Annotated in this window: 15 protein-coding genes; 8 read left to right on the top strand and 7 right to left on the bottom strand. The window is 71.2% G+C overall.

What is annotated here, in order from left to right; genetic code table 11:
* Positions 1-96: 96 nt before the first annotated feature.
* A complete protein-coding gene (locus tag Q4V64_RS28825) occupies positions 97-1,317 on the top strand; it encodes a pyridoxal phosphate-dependent aminotransferase (protein ID WP_124445549.1) in 1,221 nt (406 codons plus the stop codon).
* Between the two features lie 542 nt (positions 1,318-1,859).
* On the opposite strand, the gene Q4V64_RS28820 is transcribed toward Q4V64_RS28825, so the two are convergent.
* Positions 1,860-2,201 carry a hypothetical protein gene (locus Q4V64_RS28820; protein ID WP_124440356.1) on the bottom strand — a complete coding sequence of 114 codons (342 nt, stop codon included), beginning with the start codon at positions 2,199-2,201 and terminating at the stop codon, positions 1,860-1,862.
* Positions 2,202-2,653: 452 nt separating this feature from the next.
* Between Q4V64_RS28820 and Q4V64_RS28815 the strand changes: the two genes are divergently transcribed.
* Positions 2,654-6,664, top strand: coding sequence for a WD40 repeat domain-containing protein (locus Q4V64_RS28815; RefSeq protein ID WP_124440357.1), 4,011 nt, complete (start codon positions 2,654-2,656; stop codon positions 6,662-6,664).
* A 200-nt stretch (positions 6,665-6,864) separates the two neighbouring features.
* Positions 6,865-7,623, top strand: a complete 759-nt coding sequence (locus Q4V64_RS28810) for a glycosyltransferase family 2 protein (RefSeq protein WP_124440358.1) — start codon at positions 6,865-6,867, stop codon at positions 7,621-7,623.
* An 11-nt stretch (positions 7,624-7,634) separates the two neighbouring features.
* Here Q4V64_RS28810 and Q4V64_RS28805 read toward each other — a convergent pair whose 3' ends face one another.
* Complete coding sequence (locus Q4V64_RS28805; protein WP_124440359.1) at positions 7,635-8,873, bottom strand: amidohydrolase family protein; 1,239 nt, start codon at positions 8,871-8,873, stop codon at positions 7,635-7,637.
* Between the two features lie 182 nt (positions 8,874-9,055).
* Positions 9,056-9,751, bottom strand: coding sequence for a type 1 glutamine amidotransferase domain-containing protein (locus Q4V64_RS28800; protein ID WP_124440360.1), 696 nt, complete (start codon positions 9,749-9,751; stop codon positions 9,056-9,058).
* Positions 9,752-10,005: 254 nt separating this feature from the next.
* Between Q4V64_RS28800 and Q4V64_RS28795 the strand changes: the two genes are divergently transcribed.
* Positions 10,006-11,490, top strand: a complete 1,485-nt coding sequence (locus Q4V64_RS28795; RefSeq protein ID WP_172629215.1) for a serine/threonine-protein kinase — start codon at positions 10,006-10,008, stop codon at positions 11,488-11,490.
* 3 nt (positions 11,491-11,493) lie between these two features.
* On the opposite strand, the gene Q4V64_RS28790 is transcribed toward Q4V64_RS28795, so the two are convergent.
* Together Q4V64_RS28790 and Q4V64_RS28785 are read right to left on the bottom strand one after the other, a co-directional pair.
* Positions 11,494-12,249: a TIGR03943 family protein gene (locus tag Q4V64_RS28790; protein ID WP_124440361.1), complete on the bottom strand. Its 756-nt coding sequence runs from the start codon at positions 12,247-12,249 to the stop codon at positions 11,494-11,496.
* Positions 12,246-13,265, bottom strand: a complete 1,020-nt coding sequence (locus tag Q4V64_RS28785) for a permease (protein ID WP_124440362.1) — start codon at positions 13,263-13,265, stop codon at positions 12,246-12,248. The genes Q4V64_RS28790 and Q4V64_RS28785 overlap by 4 nt, the downstream gene beginning before the upstream one ends.
* Before the next feature lie 223 nt (positions 13,266-13,488).
* On the opposite strand from Q4V64_RS28785, the gene Q4V64_RS28780 reads away from it, so the two are divergent.
* Complete coding sequence (locus Q4V64_RS28780; protein ID WP_124440363.1) at positions 13,489-15,414, top strand: NAD-binding protein; 1,926 nt, start codon at positions 13,489-13,491, stop codon at positions 15,412-15,414.
* A 41-nt stretch (positions 15,415-15,455) separates the two neighbouring features.
* Here Q4V64_RS28780 and Q4V64_RS28775 read toward each other — a convergent pair whose 3' ends face one another.
* Positions 15,456-17,276 (bottom strand): prolyl oligopeptidase family serine peptidase, encoded by a 1,821-nt coding sequence (locus Q4V64_RS28775; RefSeq protein ID WP_124440364.1) that lies wholly within the window; start codon positions 17,274-17,276, stop codon positions 15,456-15,458.
* A 554-nt stretch (positions 17,277-17,830) separates the two neighbouring features.
* Between Q4V64_RS28775 and Q4V64_RS28770 the strand changes: the two genes are divergently transcribed.
* Positions 17,831-18,691 (top strand): DUF1963 domain-containing protein, encoded by an 861-nt coding sequence (locus Q4V64_RS28770; protein WP_253266968.1) that lies wholly within the window; start codon positions 17,831-17,833, stop codon positions 18,689-18,691.
* 1,007 nt (positions 18,692-19,698) lie between these two features.
* Positions 19,699-20,757 carry a methyltransferase gene (locus tag Q4V64_RS28765; RefSeq protein WP_124440365.1) on the top strand — a complete coding sequence of 353 codons (1,059 nt, stop codon included), beginning with the start codon at positions 19,699-19,701 and terminating at the stop codon, positions 20,755-20,757.
* Between the two features lie 267 nt (positions 20,758-21,024).
* On the opposite strand, the gene Q4V64_RS28760 is transcribed toward Q4V64_RS28765, so the two are convergent.
* Entirely contained in the window at positions 21,025-22,038 is a 1,014-nt protein-coding gene (locus Q4V64_RS28760; protein ID WP_124440366.1) for a methyltransferase, read from the bottom strand.
* Positions 22,039-22,287: 249 nt separating this feature from the next.
* Between Q4V64_RS28760 and Q4V64_RS28755 the strand changes: the two genes are divergently transcribed.
* Positions 22,288-23,268: a helix-turn-helix domain-containing protein gene (locus Q4V64_RS28755; RefSeq protein WP_124440367.1), complete on the top strand. Its 981-nt coding sequence runs from the start codon at positions 22,288-22,290 to the stop codon at positions 23,266-23,268.
* The last annotated feature ends 133 nt before the right edge of the window (positions 23,269-23,401 follow it).

Below are 23,401 nucleotides of genomic sequence, written 5' to 3'. Positions count from 1 at the left end.
GGATGCCGAACAGGTTGTGCCCTCCCTGCGGGCGGTCGGGCGGCTCCGATGTCTCCCCGCATAGGCTGTGCCGCCACCAGCGACCAGGAAGGCGACATGAATCCACTCCCGACCGAGCGACCGGCAGCCGGAGGTCGCGGCATACGGATCTCGCGACGCGCCCAGGCCGTCGCCCCCTTCTACGCGATGGAGTTCGGCAAGCACGCCGCCGCACTGGAGGCCCAGGGGCAGCACGTCGTCAAACTCAGCCTCGGCGAACCGGACTTCGGCGCGCCCCCGGCCGTCCTGGAGGCGATGCGCGAGGTCGCGGACGGACGGCCCCTGACCTATACGGCCGCTCTCGGACTGCCCGCCCTGAGAGAGGCCATCGCGCGGTTCTACCTCGACCAGCACGGCGTCGAGGTCGATCCGGCCCGGGTCGTCGTGACCGCCGGAGCCTCCGCCGCCCTGGTCCTGGCCACCGCCGCCCTCGTCGACCCCGGTGACGAGGTGCTCATCGCCGACCCGTCGTACCCCTGCAACCGGCAGATCGTCGAGAGCTTCGGCGCCCAGGTCACCCTCGTCCCCGCCACAGCCGAGACCCGGTTCCAACTGGACGCGGCATCCGTGCGGTCGTACTGGACGGACCGGACGCGCGGGATCATGGTCGCCACTCCGTCGAACCCGACCGGCACCTCGGTTCCGGCCGACGAGCTGGCCGCGATCTGCGACCTCGCGCGCGAGCGCGAGGCCTGGCGCATCGTCGACGAGATCTACCTCGACCTGAGCGATCACGACGATCAGGGCCGGCCCCCTCGCAGCGCGCTCTCGCTCGACCCCGACGCCGTCGTCATCAACAGCTTCTCGAAGTACTTCGGGATGACCGGCTGGCGGCTGGGCTGGTGCGTCGTCCCCGACATCCTCGTGCCGGCGCTGGAGCGCCTGGCCCAGAACTACTTCCTCTGCGCCTCCACCCCCGCCCAGCACGCCGCTCTCGCCTGCTTCACGCCCGAGTCCCTCGCGGTCTGCGAGGCCCGCCGCGTCGAGTTCGCCGAGCGGCGCGCGCTCGTCCTGGACGGCCTGGAACGGATCGGACTACCGGTCCCCGTACCGCCCGACGGAGCGTTCTACGTCTACTTCGACGTCAGCCGGACCGGGCTGACCTCCTGGCAGTTCTGCGAACGTGCGCTCCAGGAGGCGCATGTCGCCCTCACCCCGGGCAGGGACTTCGGCGTGCATACGGCCGAGACGCATGTCCGGCTGTCGTACGCGGCCTCCGCCGACGACCTTCGTGAAGGCATCGACCGGCTCGGGAAGTTCGTCGCCGCTCTCGCGTGAGACGGGTCTGGCGTGAGACCTGTCTCGCGTGAGACGTGAGGGCCGTGCGGCAGCGTCGCTGATGAGCTGAGGTTCCCTGGGCGATCCTGGGTTTTCCTGGATGCCGGGAAGTGGTCCGTCGTGCTGGGCGGGGTTTGGACGCCTGCCGTGGGACCGTGGGCCGTCGCCGCCGGGTGCGGTGCGGGTGCTCATCGTGTGCGGTACCTGCCGCCTGTGGCGCCGCCGGCTGCGGCGATTCGGAGGCTGCGGTATCCGCCCCGCCGGACGCTTTCCGCCCGGTGTGGACCCGGGCGGGGCGGGGACCCCGCGTCGCTTTCCTGGGCACGGGGCGGATTCTCAAGGAGACCGGAACCGTGACTACTGCTCTCACCGGCCTCGCAGTGACACGCACGCTACCGAACGCACCATCACGCTCCCGCACCTCACGATGAACAATCACCGGAAAGTGCCATAAAAGGCTGATCCCACCCCATTGAACACCACCCCGTGATACCCAGTCGCACCAAGGAACCACAGGCCATCAGGAGAACTGCGCACGAACCTCAGGCGCTGGGCGCCGCGTGCGCGGACGACCCGCTGTCGCCGCGCATGGCGCGGGCGAGCGCGCCCAGGGCGATGGCGTTCACGAGTGCGGCGAGTGCGATTTCCGCGTAGAAGAGGGCACCCGTGGACAGCGATTCGGGCAGCGCCATGAAGAGCAGGCTCAAAGGGGCCGTGAGGAACAGGGGCCAGACTCCGGCCATGGAGGCGTCGGCGTGGGTGACGAACAGGTCGTCGTAGAGGGTGAAAACGCTCGCGAGGACGACCGCGGCGAGGTAGCAGCGGGACAGCCAGTTGTCCGCGGCCAGGGCGAGCACGGCACGGCTGCGACGGGAGGAGCTCACGGTGTTCTCCGATCGGTCGGATGAGTCGGCGCCCTTCCGTACGGTGTGCCGGAGGGGCAGTCATCACGATGTCGGGTGCCCACGGGGCTCGGCATGAGTAGCGCTACTCATATGCGACTCATATGCGACTGAGGACGAAGCAAATGCGGCTGAGGACGAAGGCGAGAACACCGACCAGTGGACCGCCGCCGCTTCGTCCGGCGCCGGTCCCTCCCCTCGTGGGGACCGGTGCCGAACGGTGCGGGCGGCGTCGTGAGCGGGATCCCCGGGCGCTGCGCCGATGGGCCGTCCAGCGGCTCTCGGGGGATCGCTGCTGTCACGAGATCCTGCCAGCCGAGGTGCGCGGCGAGGAGGTTCCGGTGTCCGGAGAGCGCCTTCGTCGCAGGTCAGCCATATAAAGTGGGTTTTCCGGTCCGGATGTCCAAGTGCGGGTGAAGTAAAGGGGTGGAGGCTTGAGTTCCGATTCAGGAGCACGCACGGCCTTCGCGGAACGCCTCGCGCTGCTGTACAGCGAGGCCGGCAATCCTCCCCTCAAGCGGGTGTCCGAGGCGGTCGTCCGGCTGCAGCGGGTCGATGAGCGGGGGCGGCCCGTGCGGGTGTCCGCCCAGCGGATCAGCGACTGGCGGCGGGCCAGGAACGTGCCCGCGCACTTCGCCGCCCTGGCCGCCGTACTGCACGTCCTGATACCCCTGGCGCGGCGCGCGCGGCCGACGCCGGTGTCCTCGGGTCTGTACGACCTGGCCCAGTGGCAGCGTCTGTGGGAGCGCGCGGTGGCCGATCCGGTCGCCGGCGAGCAGCCCGCGGCCTCCCCGGACGAAGAACGGCGGCCCGCGGCCGTCACCGGTGTGTGCCCCTACCGGGGGCTGGCGTCCTACCGTCAGCAGGACGCCCGGTGGTTCTTCGGCCGGGAGCGGTGCACGGACGCCCTCGTCGACCTGCTGCGCGCGGCGGAGCCGACGGGGGGCCTGGTCATGCTCGTGGGCGCCTCGGGGGCGGGAAAGTCCTCCGTGCTGAACGCCGGCCTGGTGCCCGCGCTGCGCGACGGCGCTCTCAGTGACCGGAACAGTGACCGAAGCAGCGACGAGAACGGCGACGGGAACGGCCTGCCGAGCGAGGTGCTCCAGCTCGTGCCGGGCGGCGACCCGGTCAAGGAGCTGACCCGTCGTATCCCCGAGCTCGCACCCGCCGTCGCCGCCGTGGAAGAGGGGGCGGCCCAAGCCGGTGACGCGGTGCGGGACGCCGTCTCCGCCTGGGCGACCCGCGAGACCCCCTCCCCCGGCCGACCGGTCGTCATCGTGGACCAGTTCGAAGAGGCGTTCACCCTCTGCTCCGACGAGGCGGAACGGCGTACGTTCATCCAGCTGCTGCACGCCGTGTGCACCCCCGCCGCCCCCGGCGAACCGCCCCCCGTGCTCGTGGTCCTCGGCATACGCGCCGACTTCTACGACCAGTGCCTCGGCCATCCCGAACTGGCCGACGCGCTGCAGCACCGGCACATGGTGCTGGGACCGCTCACCACCGCGGAGCTGCGCGAGGCGGTGACCGGCCCCGCCAAGGCCGTGGGACTGGAGCTCGAACCGGGTCTCGCGGAGCTGATCGTCCGGGAGATGAGCGCCGACGGGGCGCGCGGAGCGCACGACGCGGGGGTGCTGCCGCTGCTCTCCCACGCGCTGCTCGCCACCTGGCAGCGGCGGAAGGCGGGCCGGCTGACGCTGGCCGGCTACCGCGCGGCGGGCGGCATCCAGGGCGCGGTGGCGGCGACCGCCGAGCGCGCCTGGTCCAGCCTCGACCCTCCGGCCCGTGCGGCCGCCCGGCTGCTCCTGCTCAGGCTGGTCCGGCTGGGCGAGGACACCCAGGCCACCCGCAGGCGGGGCACGCGCCGCCGGCTGGCGGAGGAGTCGACGGACCCGGCCAAGACGGAGGAGTCGCTCGAGGCGCTGGTGCAGGCCCGGCTGGTGACGCTCGACGCGGACACCGTGGAGATCACCCATGAGGCGCTGCTGCACGCCTGGCCGCGGCTGCGCGACTGGATCGACGAGGACCGGGGCGACCATCTGCTGCGCCAGCGGCTGGAGGAGGACGGCCGGGCCTGGGAGAGCTCGAACCGCGACTCGTCCCTGCTCTACCGGGGCTCGCGGCTGGAACAGGCACACACCTGGGCGAAGACCGCCGGTGACACCTTCCTGACCCGCGCCGCGATGGAGTTCCTGGCCGCTTCGGTGCGGCTGCGCAGGCGGACCGTGTGGATCAGCCGCGGTGCGGTGGCGGCTCTGGTCGTCCTGGCCATGGTGGCGGTCGGCTCGGCGGTGGTGGCCTGGCAGGAGCGGGACGACGCCGTGTTCGAGCAGGTGGTCGCCGAGGCCGATCGCGTCCAGTACACGGATCCGTCGCTGTCCGCCCAGCTCGACCTGGTGGCCCACCGTCTGCGCCCCGGCGACGAGGGCACGAACAGCCGGCTGATCTCGATCGTCAACGCGCCGCTGGCCACGCCGATGCTCGGCCACACCGGCGCCGTCTACCTCACCTCGTTCAGCCCGGACGGACGGACCCTGGCCACCGCCAGCTACGACCGGACCGTACGCCTGTGGGACGTGAGCGACCCGTCCCGCCCCAGGCCATTGGGCAAGCCCCTCACCGGTCACACGAGCTGGGTGAGCAGCGCGGTGTTCAGTCCGGACGGCCGCACCCTCGCCAGCGCCGCCGACGACGGCACGGTCCGGCTGTGGGACGTACGCGATCCCCGCCACCCACGTCCGCTCGGCGCCCCCCTGACCGGCCATCACGGCACCATCTACCTGGTCGCCTTCAGCCCGGACGGGCGGACGCTGGCCTCCGCCGGCGAGGACCGCACCGTACGGCTGTGGGACGTTGCCGAACCGGGCCGGGCCAAAGCGCTCGGTGCGCTGACCGGCCACACCGCCGCGGTGCGCTCGGTGGCGTTCAGCCCGGACGGGCGGACGCTGGCGGCCGGGGGCGACGACGACACGATCCGGCTGTGGAACGTGGCCGAGCCGGGCCGGGCCAAGGCGCTCGGTACGTTGACCGGCCACACGGACCTGGTGCACTCCGTGGCGTTCAGCCCCGACGGCCGGACCCTCGCCAGCGGCAGCGCGGACGACACCGTCCGGCTGTGGGACGTGGCCGACCCGGCGGACGCGGCGCCGATCGGCTCGCCGCTCACCGGCCACACCGGGCCCATCTGGTCCGTGGCCTTCAGTCCCGACGGCAGCACGCTCGCCGCCGCCAGCGCGGACAGTACGGCGAGCCTGTGGAACGTCAGCGATCCGGCCTACGCCTCGCAGGTCGGCGAGCCGCTCGCGGGCAGCAGCGGCGAGATGTACGCGCTGGGCTTCAGCCCCGACGGCCGGACCCTGGCCACCGGCAGCGGCGACAGCAAGGTCCGCCTGTGGTCGATCCCGACGTCGGACATGATCGGCCGCAGCGGAGCGTTCCGCCCGGACGGGCGGGTGCTGGCCACGGCGGCGCGCGACGGCAGCGTCCGGCTGTGGAACGTGGAGAGTCCCGCCCGGCCCGTCGAGCTGAACGAACCGTTCTTACCCGGGGACGGCGGCGACCGTTCGATGCTGTTCTCTCCCGACGGCCGCACCCTCGCGGTGCTGACGGGGAACCGGGCGGTGCATCTGTGGAACGTCACGGACCCCACCCGGCCGGTCTCCTACGGGCCGCCCATCACGCTGCGAACCCGCTTCATGGGCCCCGACGCACTCGCGTACAGCCCGGACGGGCGCACCCTGGCCACCGCCTACGACGATCGCACCATCCAGTTGTGGAACGTCGGCGACCCGTCCCACGTGACCCGGCTCGGCAAGCCGCTCACCGGCCACCGGGGCTACGTCAACTCCCTCGTCTTCAGCCGGGACGGCCACACGCTGGCCAGCGGCAGCGCGGACGGCACCATCCGGCTGTGGAACGTGACCGACCCGGGTCGCGCCACCCGGCTCGGCACGCCGCTCAAGGGGCATTCCGGCCCCGTCAACGCGCTCGCGTACAGCCCGGACGGCGACACGCTGGCCAGCGGCAGCGACGACGACACGGTCCGGCTGTGGAACGTCACCGATCCCGCCGCTGCGAGCCGGCTGGGCTCCCCGCTCACCGGCCACACCGAAGCGGTCGTGTCGCTGACGTTCAGCCGGGACGGCCACAACCTGGCCAGCGGCGGCAACGACAACACCGTACGGCTGTGGAACGTGAGCGACCCGGCCGAGGCCGGGCCCATCGGTCAGTCGATGAGCCCCAACGCCAAGACCGGCAACTTCCTGTCGTTCAGCCCCAAGAGCCACATGCTCGGGGTGTCCAGCGGCACCGACACGGTCCGGCTGTGGAACCTGGACGTCGACACGGCCGTCCGCCGCATCTGCTCGACCACCCGGGGTGTGCTGACGCCGGAGAAATGGCAGGAGTATCTGCCGCGTCTGTCGTACGAGCCTCCGTGCGACGGGTAGTGGATGCCCGGGCAGCGAGTGACGGGACAGTGATCCCGGTCACATGTCGCCGGTGCGGCCGAGCGGTCTGGCCCCGCCGCACCAGCGACGTTGTTAGTCTTGGCCATAGCCCGATCGCTGGTGCATCCCCCGTCGCCAGCGGTCGGGCCCTTGTGTGTGTCCTGCCCTGCTCTGTCCCGCGGAAGGTGGGAGTTGCTGCCGTGACCCGGCACATCTGCATCGTCACTGCCGTCCACGCCCCCTCGGCCCCGTTCCTCCAGGACGCCTACAAGTCGCTGTCCGCCCAGGAGCTACCGGACGACTGGGAGTGGCACTGGGTGATCCAGGAGGACGGGCGGACGGACGCCGTCGCCCCGCACGTCCCCGACGACACCCGGGTGACCTTCCGGCAGGGCCGGCCCGGCGGCCCCGGCGTCGCCCGCACGATCGCGCTCGCGCAGGCCGAGGGCGAGTACGTGAAGGTCCTCGACGCCGACGACCAGCTCGCGCCGGGCGCGCTGGCCCGTGATGTGGCCGCCCTCGAAGGCGACCGCACGATCGGCTGGGCGACCTCACGCGTCCTCGACCACCTGCCGGACGGCTCGACGGTCGGCTTCGCCGAAGACCCGGACCACGGTCCGATCGAGCGCGGAGCCGTACTCGACCACTGGACGGCGAACGACTTCCGCGCGCCGGTCCACCCGGCGACCCTCTTCGTACGGCGGGACCTCCTGGTCGCCCTCGGCGGCTGGATGGCGCTGCCGGCATCCGAGGACACGGGGCTGCTGCTGGCGCTGAACTCCGTCAGCCGCGGCTGGTTCTCGGCGGAGGTCGGCCTCCTCTACCGCAAGTGGGAGGGCCAGGTCACCGGCCAGGCCGCGCATGTGGACGCGGCCGAGCGGCGGGCGAGGATGGCCGTGGTGGAGGAGAGGGCGCGGGCTCTGGCGTCCATGCGGTGGCACCATCCGGGCCTCGGCTGACGATCCCGCTGTCAGGCAATGGCCGGCGCCCTACGCCCTTCGTCAAACGGCAGTTCCAGCATGCGGATGGCATTGCCGCGCAGCAGCTTGTAGGCCACCTCCGCGGAGAGACCGCCCACGTGGTCGGCGGCCACCTGCTTCGTGTGCGGCCACGTCGAGTCGACATGCGGGTAGTCGGTCTCGAAGGTCGCGTTGTCCACGCCCACGGTCTCGATCGCCTCGATGCCGTGCTTGTCGCGGAAGAAGCAGCAGAAGATCTGCCGGTAGTAGTACGTCGAGGGCGGCTCCGGAATCAGATCCCTGACGCCGCCCCACGCCCGGTGCTTCTCCCACACGTCGTCGGCACGCTCCAGGGCGTACGGGATCCAGCCCATCTGCCCCTCGCTGTAGGCGAGCTTCAGCCGCGGGAACTTCACCAGGACCCCGGAGAAGAGGAAGTCCATCATCGACGCCATGGCGTTGTTGAAGCTCAGCGAGGCCTGCACGGCGGGGGGCGCGTCCGGCGACGCCGCCGGCATCTGGGACGACGACCCGATGTGCATGTTCACCACCGTGCCGGTCTCCTCGCAGGCCGCGAAGAACGGGTCCCAGTAGCCGCAGTGGATCGACGGCAGCCCCAGGTACGTCGGAATCTCGCTGAAGGTCACCGCCCGTACGCCCCGCGCCGCGTTGCGCCGGATCTCCGCGACGGCCAGGTCGACGTCCCACAGGGGGACGAGGCACAGCGGGATGAGCCGGCCGCCGCTGTCGCCGCACCACTCCTCGACCATCCAGTCGTTGTAGGCGCGCACGCACGCGAGGCCGACCTCCTTGTCCTTGGCCTCCGCGAAGGTCTGCCCGCAGAACCTCGGGAACGTCGGGAAGCACAGCGAGGCCTCGACGTGGTTGAGGTCCATGTCCTCCAGCCGGGCCTTCGGATCCCAGCAGCCCCGCCGCATCTGCTCCCGGGTGATCCCGTCGAGGGTCATCTCGTCCCGGGAGAAGCCGACGGCCGCGATGATGCGCTTGTACGGGAAGAGCTCGCCCTCGTACTCCCACCAGTCGGTGATCTGGCCCTCCGGATCGGTGGTGAACCGGTACTTCCCCCCGACGTACGCGAGGTCGCCGATGCCCGCGGTGAAGGGCTTCGGCCCCTTGTCCCGGTACTTGGCCGGGAGCCACGTCTCGAAGAGGTGCGCGGGCTCGATCACGTGGTCGTCCACGCTGATGACCCTGGGGAGATCTGCCGCACTGCTGACGGTACTGGCCACGCCGTGCCCCTTACTGCTCGCATATCTGACGGCCCATCAGATTTAGCGTAGGGGGAGGGTCCCACGGCAGCAATACGCACGCAGCCCTGACGGCGAACGGACATCGCCGTCAGGGAGGCCCCGGCGAGAGGTGACGGTGTACGTCAGCTCGGGATCAATGACGGTGTTACGTCAGCTCCGGATCACGCCAGCTTCTTCAGCAGCTCGGCCGCCAACGGGCCGGACGACGCCGGGTTCTGCCCGGTGACGAGGTTGCGGTCGACCTCGACGTGCGGTGCCCACGGCTCGCCCGCCTCGACCTTCAGGCCCGCCTCGACCAGCCGGTCCTGGAGCAGCCACTTCGCCTTCGGCGCGTGCCCGGCGAGCTGCTCCTCGGTGTTGGTGAAGGCGGTGACGCGGTAGCCCGCGAAGGCGTTGGAGCCGTCCTCCTTGACCGCCGCGAGCACTGCGGCCGGGCCGTGGCAGACCACACCGACCGGCATGCCGCCTTCCAGCGCCCGCGTGAGGATACGGCCGGAGTCGGCGTTCACGGCCAGGTCCTCCATGGGACCGTGGCCGCCGGGGACGTACACCGCGTCGTACGCGTCGAGGCGTACGTCGGTCAGCGCGATCGGCGCCCGGAACTCCGCGGCCGTCTCCACCACCTGCCGGACGCGCGCGGCCTGCTCCGGCCCGCCGTTGGCGTCGGCGGCGAGGCTGCCCTCGTCGACGGGCGAGACCACGCCGCCGGGGGTGGCGACGGTGACCTCGTGCCCGGCGGCCTTGAAGGCCTCGTACGGGACGACGGCCTCCTCGGCCCAGAAGCCGGTGGGGTGCGTGCTGCCGTCGGCCAGGGTCCACTGGTCGGCGCCGGTCATCACGAAAAGGATCTTCGCCATTGTCTGTCTCCTCGCTGGGGGGCTCATTCAAACTGCAGTCTCGACGGTAGCCCTCCGCGCCTGGTCCTCCTCCATTGAGCCCGAGGAACCGCGCCTGGTAGAGCCGCTGATCCACCCATGGGTGAGCGCCGGACGGGCGCGCGCCGGTAGGCTGGGTCGGCTGCGGCACCCCCCACCATCACCCGCGTCACCGTGGCGTGTTGCGCCTGCGGCGGTCGATCGTCTTATGGCTACGGCATGAGGATGAAACACAGGTGCTGATCGCGGGCCGGTATCGGCTGCACGACCCCATCGGACGCGGCGCGATGGGCGAGGTCTGGCGGGGTTTCGACGAGACGCTCGGCAGGACGGTGGCCGTCAAGCTGCTCCTGCCCCAGGGCTCCGACCCCACCTCCGCCTCGCGCTTCCGGCTGGAGGCGCAGACCGCGGGCCGGCTCAACCACCCGCATGTGGTGGGCGTTTACGACTTCGGCGAGTACGACGGCCGGCTCTTCCTGGTGATGGAACTGGTCGAGGGCGACAGCCTCGCCCGCCACCTCACCACCGCCGGCCCGCTTCCCGTCGAGGAGGTGGCCCGGATAGCGGCCCAGGCCGCAGCCGGGCTCGCCGCCGCACACCAGCAGGGCATCGTGCACCGCGACATCAAGCCCGCCAACCTGCTGCTGGACGCCGACGGCACCCTGAAGATCGGTGACTTCGGGATCGCCCGCTTCGTCGACGACCCGTCCGGCGCGCTCACCACCACCGGGCAGATCGTCGGCACCAGCCTCTACCTCGCGCCCGAACGCGCCCTGGGGCAGAACGCCGGCCCGGCCTCGGACGTGTACGCGCTGGGCTGTGTGCTCTACCAACTCCTCACCGGGAAACCGCCGTTCCAGGCCGACACCGCGGTCGCGATCCTGCATTTGCACCTCGACGCCTCCCCCGTGTCACCGCGGCAGCTCGTCGCCGGACTCCCGCCCGCCTTCGAGAACTACCTCCTCGGCCTCCTCGCCAAGCAGCCCCAGGACCGCCCCGCCGCCCAGCAGGTCGCGCAGTGGTTCGGCGGCGGCGCCTGGCAGGGCCGCTCCGAGCCGTTGCCGGCGCCGGAATCGGGGTCGGGGTCGGGGTCGGAGTCGGTCTCGGTGTCGGGAAGGAAGGCAGGTACGGGGGCGGGCACAGGTACGGCCGCGTACTTGGCATCCGGGCCGGGCGTTCCTTCCGGGTCGCTTCCGGGAGACCCCTCCAGGCTCGCGTCGGACACCGGACCCGCCACCACCTACGCGCTGCCGTCCAACGCCGGGCGGCCGTCCCGCTCCCGCACCTCCCGGCGCACCGCCAGGCCGGGGATCCGCGGCTTCGTCACCCACCGCCCGAAGGTGGTGGGAACGGCCGCCGCGGTGGCCGTCTTCCTGGGCGCGATGCTCGCCGGGATGCTGTGGTTCTCGCCGGGCAACAGCTCGGCGGAGCGCCCGGCAACCGACACACCGGGCACCACCGGCCCAGCCAGGCCCTCGGCCACCACACCGAGCGACACGCCGGCCGGGGCGCCCCTCTCGGGGATCTCCCCGTCCACCGCCTCCCCCTCAGCCACCGAGGCATCAGCCTCCGGCGCCTCACCCACCCCGACGCTCCCCACCGCGACTCCCACCCCCACGCCGACCCCCACCAAAGAGGAGAAGCCGACGGCGGAGAAGCAGGGCGAAAAGGCCCCCGATCAGCCCCAGGGAGACGAGGAGGACGACGAGGGAGACGACTGACCGTCAGTTGTTCCATGTCTCGTCGTACGGATCCTTGGGCTCCGGCACCGGTTCGGCGCCGCTGACCTCGATGAACGGGATCGGGGCGTTGTTGACCGGATCCTTGGCCGTCCGGGCGGTGTAGGTGCCGGTGACCTCCAGCCAGGTGTCCGGTCGCAGGACCGGTGGGATACGGCCGCTCAGACCGACCTTGACCGGCTGGGCGTCCGCGGCACAGCAGTTGAGGGCCATGCGGACCAGGTACGGCGTTCCGGCGCGGTCCAGGGCGACGAAGCCGGTGACCTTGATCTGCCGGTCGCGCAGGGACCGCCCGTGGTCGTAGGCCGCGCGGCCGGCGTAGTCGACCAGGTTGAGGCGCAGCGGGCCGTCGGCGGGCAGATTCGCGTAGCCGTACGGCTGTTGCAGGGCCGTGCCGGTGCGCAGGGCGCTGTAGGAGCCGAGGGCCGGCGGGGCGACCAGGATGAGCGCGAGGATGGGCAGGACGAGCAGCCAGGAGACGCGGGGTTCGCGGTGGACGTGGCCCTCCTCGTGTCCCTCCCCGTGGTCCTCCCTGTCGTCCTCCTCCCGGTGCTCCGTCTTCCGTGTCCGCCACTCGTACCAGGCCGTCGCCAGCGCCGTGGCGATCAGTACGACGCCGGCCGCCAGCACCAGCGGACGCAGACCGGCCTTGACGTACCGCAGATAGAGGTCGGTGAGGCCCGCGTGCAGCAGGGCCGCCCCGAGCAGGAAGAGCACCGCCGCCTGTGCCTGCCGGTTCACAGCAGCACCGCCCCGGTCAGCACCGACACCGCGACGGCGAGGACGAAGGTGGCGGGCGCGAAGCGCACGGCGAAGCCGCGGCCGAACGTGCCCGCCTGCATCGCGAACAGCTTCAGGTCGACCATCGGACCGACGACCAGGAAGGCCAGCCGCGCGGTCAGCGAGAACTGCGACAGCGACGCCGCCACGAACGCGTCCGCCTCCGAGCAGATCGACAGCAGCACGGCCAGGATCGCCAACGCCAGCACCGATACGACCGGGTTCTCCGCCGCCGTACGCAGCCAGCCCTCCGGCACCACCGCCTTCAGCGTCGCGGCGGCCATCGCGCCGACGACCAGGAAGCCGCCCGCGTGCATCACGTCATGCCGGACCGAGCCCCAGAAGGCGGCACCCTTGCCCTGACCGTCGTACGACGCACGGGCCGGCGGGCGCAGCCAGTCGGCGCGGCCGAGCCGCTGCCACAGCCAGCCCATCGCGCACGCCACCAGCAGGCTCGCGACGAAACGGGCCAGGACCATCTCGGGGTTGCCGGGGAAGGCGACGGCCGTCGCGGTCAGCACGATCGGGTTGATCGCCGGCGCGGAGAGCAGGAACGCGAGCGCCGCGGCCGGGGTGACGCCCCGCCGCACCAGCGCCCCCGCCACGGGCACGGACGCGCACTCGCAGCCGGGCAGCACCGCGCCCGCCGCCCCGGCCACCGGCACCGCCAGTGCGGGCCGCTTCGGCAGGGCCCGCGCGAAGAACGACGGCGGCACGAACACCGCGATGGCCGCCGACAGCAGCACGCCCAGCACCAGGAAGGGCAGCGCCTGCACCATGACCGCCACGAACACCGTCATCCAGCTCTGCATCACCGGCGCGCCGAGCGCCCCCCGGATCGGGTCCTGCGCCAACACCCCCAGGACCAGCAACAGGGTCAGGACGAGCGGGGAACTGAGCCGCCGCGCCTCCGCATCCCGCCCCGAGCGGCCCGGATCCTCGCCCGCCTGCGGTGGGGCTGCTTTGGTGATGGCCACGGGCGGGGTACCTCCGGTGGTGCGGCAGGGCGCCGGTTTCGCTGGATCGCCTCCCCTTCAGTACGGCGGGAAGGGCGTCGCCGTTCAAGCGGGACGGGCATGCGATCGAATTCGACGGGCATCCGATCGCTTGCATGGTGGAACCACGCGTTTCGGTAAGGCAGTCTTTCCCCTCGTGGCAAGCGTTCCGAATCAGAGTTCGCCAGGTGATACGGCCGTACACATGGTGGTGTGCGGTGACGACGGACTCGCGCACCGGCTGGCCGCCGAACTGCGCGGTGTGTACGGCGAGCAGGTCACGCTCGTCGTACCGCCGTCCGAACGCACCGTACGGCTGCCGGTGGTCGGGCGGGCCCGGGCGGCGTCCGCGCTGCTCGACCGGGTGGTGAGCGCGGCCGTCAACCGGGCCGGAGGCAACGGCACTTCGGATCCGCCCGGCGCAACGGAGCGGGTGGTCGAGGCCGCCGAGCCGACCGAGTCCGCCCTCGCCGAGGCGGGCGTGGACCGGGCCGCCGCGCTCGCGCTCGTGTACGACGACGACGAGACCAACATCCGCGCCGCCCTCACCGCCCGCCGCCTCAACCCCCGGCTGCGGCTCGTGCTGCGGCTGTACAACCGGCGGTTGGGGCTGCACATCGAGGAGCTTCTCGACCAGGCGGCCGCGTTGGCGGCGGGCGGCATCACCGGTCCCGCCGCCGTGTTCGACGCCTCCACGACCGTTCTGTCCGACGCCGACACGGCCGCGCCCGCGCTGGCCGCCAGCGCCCTCGTCGGCACCAGCAAGGTCGTCGAGACCGACGGGCTGCTGCTGCGCGCGGTGGAACGGCCCCCGCCACGGCCGGGAGCGGCAGCCGCTCCCGGGCTGGCCACGCTGGCGCTGCTGTCCGCCTCGGGCAACGACACGGCCGGCACGGACGGTTCCGAGTCCGGCGAGGAGCATGGGCCGCTGCTGCTGCCGGACGCGGCGACGGTCCGGGACGCCACCGGGCGCGGGACCGTCGTCCTGGAGCAGGTGTCCTACTCCGGGCCGGCGCTGCCCGCGGGGCGCGGTGTCGTCCCCTCCTTCGCCTCGCTGTTCTCGCGGCGGCTGCGGTGGTCGCTGGCCGGGCTCGTGGGGTGCGTGGTCGCGCTCGCGGTCGCGTTGTCGCTGGTCACCGGGGACCATCCCGTGCACGCGACCTACCTGACCCTGCTCGATCTCTTCGCCATCAACGACCCCGCGATCGGGGCGCCCACCGGCCGTCAAATCCTCCAGCTCCTCTCCGGTCTGGTCGGGTTGCTGCTCCTTCCGGTACTGCTGGCCGCGGTCCTGGAGGCGCTGGGCACCTTCCGGAACGCGTCCTCGCTGCGCAAGCCGCCGCGCGGGCTCGGCGGACACGTCGTCCTGCTCGGACTCGGCAAGATCGGCACGCGCGTGCTGGCCCGGCTGCACGAACTGCGCATCCCCGTGGTGTGCGTCGAGGCCGACCCCGAGGCCCGCGGGCTCCCCCTGGCCCGTCGGCTGCGGGTGCCGGTGGTGCTCGGTGACGTCACCGAGGAGGGCGTCCTGGAGTCCGCCAAGATCCACCGCGCGCACGCGCTGCTCGCGGTGACGAGCGCGGACACGACGAATCTGGAGGCCGTGCTGTACGCGCGGTCCGTACGGCCGGATCTGCGGGTGGTTCTTCGTCTGTACGACGACGACTTCGCGACCGCGGTGTACCGCACCCTGCGGGCCGCGCACCCGGGTGCCTCCACACGGAGCCGCAGTGTGTCGCATCTGGCGGCGCCCGCTTTCGCCGGGGCGATGATGGGGCGGCAGATCCTGGGGGCGATTCCGGTCGAGCGGCGCGTGCTGTTGTTCGCGGCCGTGGAGGTGGGCGGGCATCCGCAGTTGGAGGGGAAGACGGTCGGGGAGGCGTTTCGGGCCGGGGCTTGGCGGGTGTTGGCGCTGGACACCGCGGCCAGTGCCTCCGACGGTGAGCGGGAGGAGTCGGCTGTGGAGGAGGCGTACGAGGGCGTGCGGCCGGCGGGGGCTTCCGGGCTGGTGTGGGATCTGCCGGACACGTATGTCCTGCGGGGGTCGGATCGGGTGGTGCTGGCGGCTACGCGGAGGGGGCTGGCGGAGTTGCTGGGGAGGCGGGCGCGACGGGAGCGGGCCGGGGCGTAGGGGGCTCCGCCCCTACAACCCCGCCAGGCCCCGCCTCTGCGCTAGCTCGGCAAATGCCGCGCCGCGAAGTCCAGTTCCAGTCTCACCTGCTTGATTCGTTCATCCACCACCAGCGAACCGTGCCCCGCGTCGTAGCGGTAGACCTCATGCACCGCCCCTCTCGATTCCAGGCGCTTGACGTAGTTGTCGACCTGGCGGATCGGGCAGCGGGGGTCGTTGACACCGGCCGAGATATGGACGGGGGCCTTGACCTGGTCGACGTAGCTCAGGGGGGAGGACGCCTCGAAGCGCTCGGGGACCTCCTCCGGGGTGCCGCCCAGCAAAGTGCGGTCCATCGCCTTCAGGGCCTCCATCTCGTCGTGGTACGCCGTGACGTAGTCGGCGACCGGGACCGCCGCGATGCCCAGGGTCCACGCGTCCGGCTGGGTGCCGAGGCCGAGGAGGGTGAGGTAGCCGCCCCAGGACCCGCCGGTGAGGACGAGTCGGGAGGGGTCCGCCAGCCCTGAGGCGACCGCCCATTCACGGACCGCCGCGATGTCCTCCAGCTCGATCAGACCGACCCGGTGCTTGAGCGCGTCCGTCCAGGCGCGGCCGTATCCCGTGGAGCCGCGGTAGTTGACGCGGACGACCGCGTACCCGTGGTCGACCCAGGCGGCCGGGCCCGCGGCGAAGGCGTCGCTGTCGTGCCAGGTGGGGCCGCCGTGGATGTCGAAGACCGTCGGGAGCGGGCCGGTGGTGCCGGCCGGCTTCTGGACCAGGGCGTGGATGCGGCCGCCGGGGCCCTCCACCCACACGTCCTCCACGGGGACGGATCCCGGGGACTTCATGCCGGGCGGGTCGAGGACGGCCTTGCCGGTCGTGGAGCGGACGGTGGACGGCTCGGCGGCGGAGGACCACAGGTACTCCACGCTGCCGTCGGGGCGGGCCGTCGCACCGGACACCGTGCCGGCCGGGGTCGGGACCTCGACCAGCTCACGGCCCGCCAGGTCGTAGCGGAAGAGCTCGCTGCGGGCCTCGAAACTGTGCGCGATCAGCAGCCCGCTGCCGTCCGGATACCACTCGGCGCTCACGTCGCCGGGCAGTTCCAGTGCGAGGTCGGTCTCCTCGCCGGAGGCCACGTCCCACACCAGGGGCTCCCAGCGGCCGCGTCGCTGATGCCCGATGAGGAGCCGGCTGTCACCGTCGACGGGCGCGAAGCCGAGCACCTCCAGGCCCAGCTCCTTCGTGCCCTCCTTGGTGTCGTCGAGTTCGGCGACCGCCGTGCCGTCGGGGCGCAGGACGCGCAGCGCCGAGTGCATCGCGTCGCCGTGCTCGGTGTGCTCGATGGCGATCAGCGAGCCGTCGTGGGAGAGGTCGCCGACGCCCGCCGACTCGCGGTGACGGTAGATCTCCACCGGGTCCTCGCCGAGGCGGGAGACGTGAATCGTCGTACCGTCCTCGTCGGTGGAGCGGCCCACGACCGCCGTACGCCCGTCCCGGCCGAGGGCGAGCCCCGCCGGATACGACGGGTCCAGCCCGGGCGTGGCGAGCTCGTCCTCCCCGCCGCTGAAGGGCTGGCGCCGCCAGACCCCGAACTCGTCGCCGTCCTTGTCGTCGAACCACCACACCCACTGGCCGTCCGGGGAGAGCACACCGTCCGTCGTGCCGTTGGGCCGGTCGGTGACCTGGCGTTGCTCGCCCGTCGAACGGTCCCAGGCATACAGCTCGTACGTCCCCGTCGCGTTCGACACGAACAGGGCTCGGTCCGGTGCGTCCTCCGCCCAGTCGGGCAGGGACACCCGGGGTGCCCGGAAGCGCTTCTCCCAGTCCGGCATCTCGTCGTCGTTCCGCTCAGCCGCGGCGGACCCGTTGCTCTCAGTCATGGCCCCATACTGCCCGCCCCGACCGACAATCCGCTGGTCGCCTCCTCAGCCTGTGGATAACTTCGACCGGGCTCTTCCGAAAGCGCGCGAGTTCCGGGAATCCCGGACGCGCGAGTCCTTGAACCTGCACGCAGATAGCCAGTCTGCCGCCTCTTGCAGTGAGTTGCCGCCTTTGGCCGTCGGCGGGTGCTGCCGGGAGGCAGAGCTCGGAAGTGACGGACGCCAAGTCGTCCGCCTCCAGCTGGGCCAGCGGCGGTGTGGCCAACGACAGCGGAACGTTGCCAGGCGCGCCAACAATCGAACAAGTGCGCAAGGAAAGTCCTTGGTGATCGGCGTGACGCCACCTGGGTACACCGGCGCGCCGACGGTCGACCGCCCACTTGCCCTGACGGCGCTGCTCAGCGCGCTCCTGGCCGAGCGGGGCGCAAGCGCCCTGCGCGTCCACGATGTGGCCGCGACCAGGATCGCGCTCGACACAGGAATCCAGGCGGCTCCTCGGCGGCGTGCCACGGCTTCGACTCCGCTGTGTCAGTCCCTCCCTCTACGGTTTGCCCATGGCTCCTGAGATGTGGGATCGGTTAAGTCCCTTTCGTGACGAGGCGATCGCGCGGTGCATACCCGCCGACGACATAGAGCGGTGGTTGGCCACCGCCCGCCCCTGCGCGACGCTGACGCGGGACGGGGACGGGCCGGTCGTGGGCCAGTTCGGCGGTCCGCTCCTGCTTCCGGCCGATACCCCGGACCCCGCCCACCCCTTCGTCGCTTCCATCGACCTCGCGGCCCTGCCCGCCGACGCGACGGACCTGCCGCTGCCTCCCGACGGCCAGCTGCTGCTCTTCGCCTTCCCCGAGGACGACGGCGATGGCGACACCATGGGCAGCGTGGTGTACATCCCCCTCGGCACGGCCGTAGCCGAACGGGACAAGCACGCTTGGAACTCCTTCGACTGGGACGACTACGAAGCGATGTTCGCGGAGTTCCCGGAGGGTCCGCTGCGGGCGACGGCCAATGTGTCGCTGCCCCACCACAAGTCGGTCATACAGCCCGGCATGCCATGGGGCGGGCCGCATCCCGGGCATCCCCGCTCCGAGGAACTCGTCGCGGTCTGGGAGAGCACCCGTGCGGACATCGCCCCCGAGGGGCCGCTGCAGATCGGAGGGTACGCCGATGAGGAGGCCATCGACACCGACCCGGTCGCCGTTGGCGTGTCCAGGGCCGTGAAAGCGGCGGAAGCGGGCCGGTGGGACGGACCAGTTTCGGATGACGTCTCGGACTGGGTGCTCCTGGCCGACTGGCTTGCCGGCATGGACGTACAAGGCTGGGAGAGCGCCACCGTCCACTGGGTGATCCAGCGCGAGGACCTGGCCGCACGGCGCTTCGACCGTGCGTTCACCTCGGTATTCTGGAATCCCTGACTGTGCTCTGGGGGGGGCATACACCGGCCGATGCCCGCGTGCTCGGCGAGCCGCTCGAACGATATCCGCCCGTCCGTGTGCAACGCGCCCAGGATGCGCATCGAAACTGGTCCCACGCGAACGGTCGGTAATGCACTGCTTCTCCGATGACCTCGAAGATCTGCGCCGCGAGTTCAGCTCCACTGGCATGGGCTCCAGCGACGCTCACGGTCCGTCAACCGCGTAGGCACACCCCCTGAGCGTGCCCTGAGCGGCATTGGCGAAGTCCGGTGCGGAGAGCGAGCAGCCACGGACGGCCCGCGCCCGCGGCGGAGCCGCACGTCGACACAGCATCACCGTTGTTCCAGCGGAGCCCTTAGCGGATACCGTCCCAGGCGCGACGCTCGTCGGGGGCGGGGTCGTCGACCACGCGAGTTTCTCCGCGATCAGTGCCGTGGGGCGGCGGGTCGTGTCATAGGACTCCCAGCCCGGCATGCCCTCTCGGGCGAAGGACACCCACGCCTCGTGTGCTGTGGTGGCTGCCGTCGGCGAGGGATGGTCCCCGATGCGCACCCGTACGCCGTCGTGGCCCTCGGTCCGGAAGACGAACGGCACCTCCGACCCGTGGCACGCGCCGAGGCCACGGTTGTCGGCCGGCTCCAGATGGTCGAAGCGGCACACCCAGGTGGGCCCGGCGCCCCCGGTGTGGTGACCGCCGCGAGCAGATCGCCGGGGCTCGCGCCGGGGCGCGCGGCACGGTAGATCTCCACCGAGCAGGGTGGGCGCCACATCGAACAACGAGGGTGGGTTGTGACTGCATCGTGCAAGTTGGCGGCCTGGAGGTTGATCCGGAAATCGCCGGACTCGCCGACGTCGAAGGAGGGCAGGGGCCGGACTCTCTCGCCGTCGCCCTCTTCCGTAAGGCACGGAAGTCCCATCGGTGTGTCACTCAGATACAAGCGCCCCCACACCGACCAAAAGAAAATTGCAGGCCTCTGCAACACGAGAAGCAACGAGGTCCCACTTTCATGACCGAAACGACCACGACACACGCAACGGACGAGGGCGCCGGCGACCCGGCCGCGGATGTCGCAAACCTGATGCAGATGATCGCCGGCGGCGCGATCCTCCAGACACTGCACGCGGTTGCCGAACTCAACATCGCCGACCACCTTGCCGATGGAGCACGCACGGCAAAGGAGGTGGCCGCGCGCGAAGGCAGCCATGAACGGGCCACCTTCCGTCTGATGCGTGCGGCCGCTTCGCTGGGATTGCTCAGCTACGAAGGGTCGGGGCGCTTCGGCCTGACCGGGCGGGGGCAACTGCTGCGTACCGGCGTGCCGGGTTCCCTGCGTTCCTTGGTGCTGATCCAGGCCGGGGAGTCGCACTGGCAGCCCTGGAGCCTGTTCCCCGAGGCAGTGAGGCAGGGCGCGAGCCAGGCGAAGAAGGCACTGGGCGCGGACGTCTTCGACTACTACGCTCGGCCGGAGAAAGCCGACAAAGCCAGACTGTTCGCCGAGTCCATGCGCGGCCTGGCCGGCATGGTGACCCAGGGCATCATGGCCGAGGCCGACACCGAGGGCATGTCCACCGTGATCGACGTCGGTGGCGGCGACGGACACCTCGTACTGGCACTCATGGAGGCCAACCCCGCCCTGCACGGCCAGGTACTCGACCTGCCGCACGCCGTCGAGGACGCGATCCAGCAGGCCGGACAGCGTGGCCTGTCCGACCGATTCTCCGGTGTGCCGGGCGACTTCTTCCACGACGTACCCAGCGCGGATCTCTACCTCCTCAAGACCGTGCTCCACGACTGGGACGACGAGCGGTGTACGACGATCCTTCGCAACTGCCGCTCTGCGGCGCGCGAAGGCGGGCGCGCCCTGGTCGTGGAAATGCTCGTCGACCGCGAGATCGGCAAGCCCGACTTTGCCACCATTGCGGACGTGACCATGCTCTGCGTCACGGGCGGCATCGAACGAGACCTGGACGAGTTCGACGCGCTCTTCGCTGCTACCTGCTGGCGCCGCGGCAGAACCTACCCCGTCGGCGGCGGCTACCACGCCATGGAACTCGAGGCTGTCTGACCAACCGGACGTTGCTCTCTTTGGCCCCGACGGCCCGACCGGGCAGTTTCTCGGTGCCGACGGCGTCGTCCCGTGGTGACGGTGAGCGCGAAGCCCAGGGGCCCATCACCGAGACCATCGACCGCACGGCTCATCGACGAACCGCAGCGTCGCGCGGCCATCCGCTGGACCTGCCGCCTCGATCTGGCGCCCCAGCACACCCGCGGCACCACCTCGGCGCTGCGCTGGGCCCTCCGCGCCCGCTACGGCAGCCGGATGCGAACGGTCTCAGCCGATCGTCGCTTCGATGATCGAGTAGGGAGTCGGCGTCGACACGACCCTGTCGATGCTGATACCGGCGGCGTTCAGCAGCAACTCGTACTCCGCCCGGGTGCGTTCCTTCCCGGAGCCCATGGCGAGCATGGTGAGGTCGATCGTCTTGGCCACGTGCGGCTCGTCGCCGTCCGGCATCACAGCCTCGACGATCAGCACCCGAGCACCCGGCCCACCCGCCTTGGCCGCTGACTGGAGCAGGCTGACGGCGGCAGCGTCGTCCCAGTCGTGAAGGATGTAGCTGAGCACGTAGATGTCCGCGACGGGCACGCTGTCGAAGAAGTCACCGGCGACGACCTCGACCCGGCCGTCGAGCTCCCGGGCGGCGATGTTGGACCGCGCCGCCGGCGTCACCGCGGGGAGGTCGAAGACGATCCCCCGGCGGTCGGGCAGATCCTTGATGAGTTCGGCCAGGACGCTGCCGTCGGCTCCCCCGATGTCGGCGACGAGCTCACCGGCGGGCAGCGCGTAGTCGTCGAACATGCCGGTGCGGAAGCCGTTGGTGACCGCGGCCATCGCATCGCTGAACTGCCGCGTTCGGTCCGGGCTCTCGGTCACCCAGTCGAAGAAGGGCTTGCCGAGGTAGTGGTCCGCGGCGGGCTCGCCCGTCCTGAGTGTGTGCAGCAGATCACCGAACGGGGCGTAGTGGGTCTCCATCCACATGAGCGCCACCGCGTGCACCGAATCGTCGGCGTTGCGGGACAACGTCGCCCCCAGGGGCGTCAGGGACACCCGATCGCCATCGAGGACGAACAACCCCATCGAGGCGAGCGTGCGCAGCAGCCGGCGCAGGGGCTGGCTCTGCGCGCCCGACCTCTCCGCCAGTTCGCTCACCGTCAGCGGGCCGCCGGCCTCGTCCAACATCGTCGGCAGGTCCAGCTTGGCCACGACGTAGACGGCCTGGGAGACCTGAAAGCCTCCCGTCATCTGCAACATGATGTCTGTCGGCTTCGGCTTCGGCGGGTTCATCAGCGCTCTCCTCTTGAAGTCCGTAGGTGACAACGGACTGATCGAACAGTCGATGGTCGGGCGGCGGCGATGCCGCGGGGCGCACAAGGTTTGTCCTCATTTGCATGGATCACGCCCGGAACCGCCCTGGGTTTGCTCCTCCTGCCGAAGCTTAGGAAGGTCGGCGCGGCGCGACCTTGAACCACAGCGGCATCAGGACGGAACATCCGCGCCACGAGACAGCGTTGGAGCAGCGCGTGGAGGTGGACGATGAACAACGCTGCACCGGAGGCCGAGGGGTCGCGCGGGGCGTTCTTACTGGACTCCACCGTCGCGGGCGCCGGGCCGCGCGGGTTCGACGCCTTACGGCACGTATGGGAGACGCAGATCGGCGATGTCTTCCGACTGCCGACCTTCAGTCCGACCACGATCGGTGACCTCCGGGTCAAGGGCCGCGCCGCCAAGGTGCGCGACGTGAGGTTCGCCGATGTCCGCAGCGCGTCGGCCCTCGCGGGCACCCCGGGTGACGATCACGATGCGGCGGTGATGTACGTAGTGCGGCGCGGCACATGGACGTTGGATGACCCGCCCGATCGCGACGAACACACGGTTTCGGCCGGGCAGTTCCGCCTCCGGCACTTCGAACGGCCCTATGCGTTCGAGACGGCGCCGCACACGACGACGAAGATCCTCGCTCTGCCCGCCGCAAGGCTCAGCCCCGTGCTCGGGAACCGGATCATCACCGGGCCGGCGGACTCGGCCGAGGTGCGCCTGCTGGTGGCCCACACGAACATGGTCCACGCGACCATCGACGAACTCGGCCCGGCCGGTGTGCACGCCGCTCACAGCACCCTGATCGAGCTGGCCAAGGCGGTGGTCAGACGCCGGTTCGACGACACAGAACCCCAGCTGGCTCCCGCACTCGCCCAGGCCGCGAAGGACCTCGCGGACGGCCATCTCGCCGATCCCGAGCTGTCTCCGGCGATGCTGGCGCGTCAACTCAACGTCTCTGTACGCACGTTGCAGCGGGCGTTCGCCGCGACGGGAGAGTCGGTGGGCGCCTACATCCGCCAACGGCGGCTGGAGGAAGCCCGCCTCGCGCTCACCGCCCCGTCCCGACGGCTGAGCGTCTCCGAACTCGCCGCCCACTGGCACTTCGCCGACAGCAGCCACTTCATCCGCGCCTTCAAGAAGCAGTACGGCCGAACACCCACCGATTACGCGAGCTCGACCAGGCCGGCCGGCGGATGACCCGCGGATGACCCGCCCTTGGCGGTCATCTGTCGGCCGGCCACGCACCGCTGGCCACGCACCCGGCCCACCTGCCTATAGGAGCGCATCTGATCAATGAGCTCCTCCGGTTGGGCCCGGATCGGGTGACGGA

Source organism: Streptomyces sp. NL15-2K, assembly GCF_030551255.1.
In the GTDB taxonomy this organism is placed as follows: Bacteria; Actinomycetota; Actinomycetes; order Streptomycetales; family Streptomycetaceae; genus Streptomyces.
Note: the sequence above shows the minus strand (reverse complement) of the source record. Positions and strands in the feature narration are given on the sequence as shown.

Bases quoted from the DNA above. Each gene is read 5' to 3' on its own strand.
- Q4V64_RS28825 (WP_124445549.1), top strand. From the start codon at position 97: ATGAATCCACTCCCGACCGAGCGACCGGCAGCCGGAGGTCGCGGCATA.
- Q4V64_RS28800 (WP_124440360.1), bottom strand. From the start codon at position 9,751: ATGGCGAAGATCCTTTTCGTGATGACCGGCGCCGACCAGTGGACCCTG.
- Q4V64_RS28780 (WP_124440363.1), top strand. From the start codon at position 13,489: ATGGTGGTGTGCGGTGACGACGGACTCGCGCACCGGCTGGCCGCCGAA.
- Q4V64_RS28775 (WP_124440364.1), bottom strand. From the start codon at position 17,276: ATGACTGAGAGCAACGGGTCCGCCGCGGCTGAGCGGAACGACGACGAG.
- Q4V64_RS28770 (WP_253266968.1), top strand. From the start codon at position 17,831: ATGGCTCCTGAGATGTGGGATCGGTTAAGTCCCTTTCGTGACGAGGCG.
- Q4V64_RS28765 (WP_124440365.1), top strand. From the start codon at position 19,699: ATGACCGAAACGACCACGACACACGCAACGGACGAGGGCGCCGGCGAC.
- Q4V64_RS28760 (WP_124440366.1), bottom strand. From the start codon at position 22,038: ATGAACCCGCCGAAGCCGAAGCCGACAGACATCATGTTGCAGATGACG.
- Q4V64_RS28755 (WP_124440367.1), top strand. From the start codon at position 22,288: ATGAACAACGCTGCACCGGAGGCCGAGGGGTCGCGCGGGGCGTTCTTA.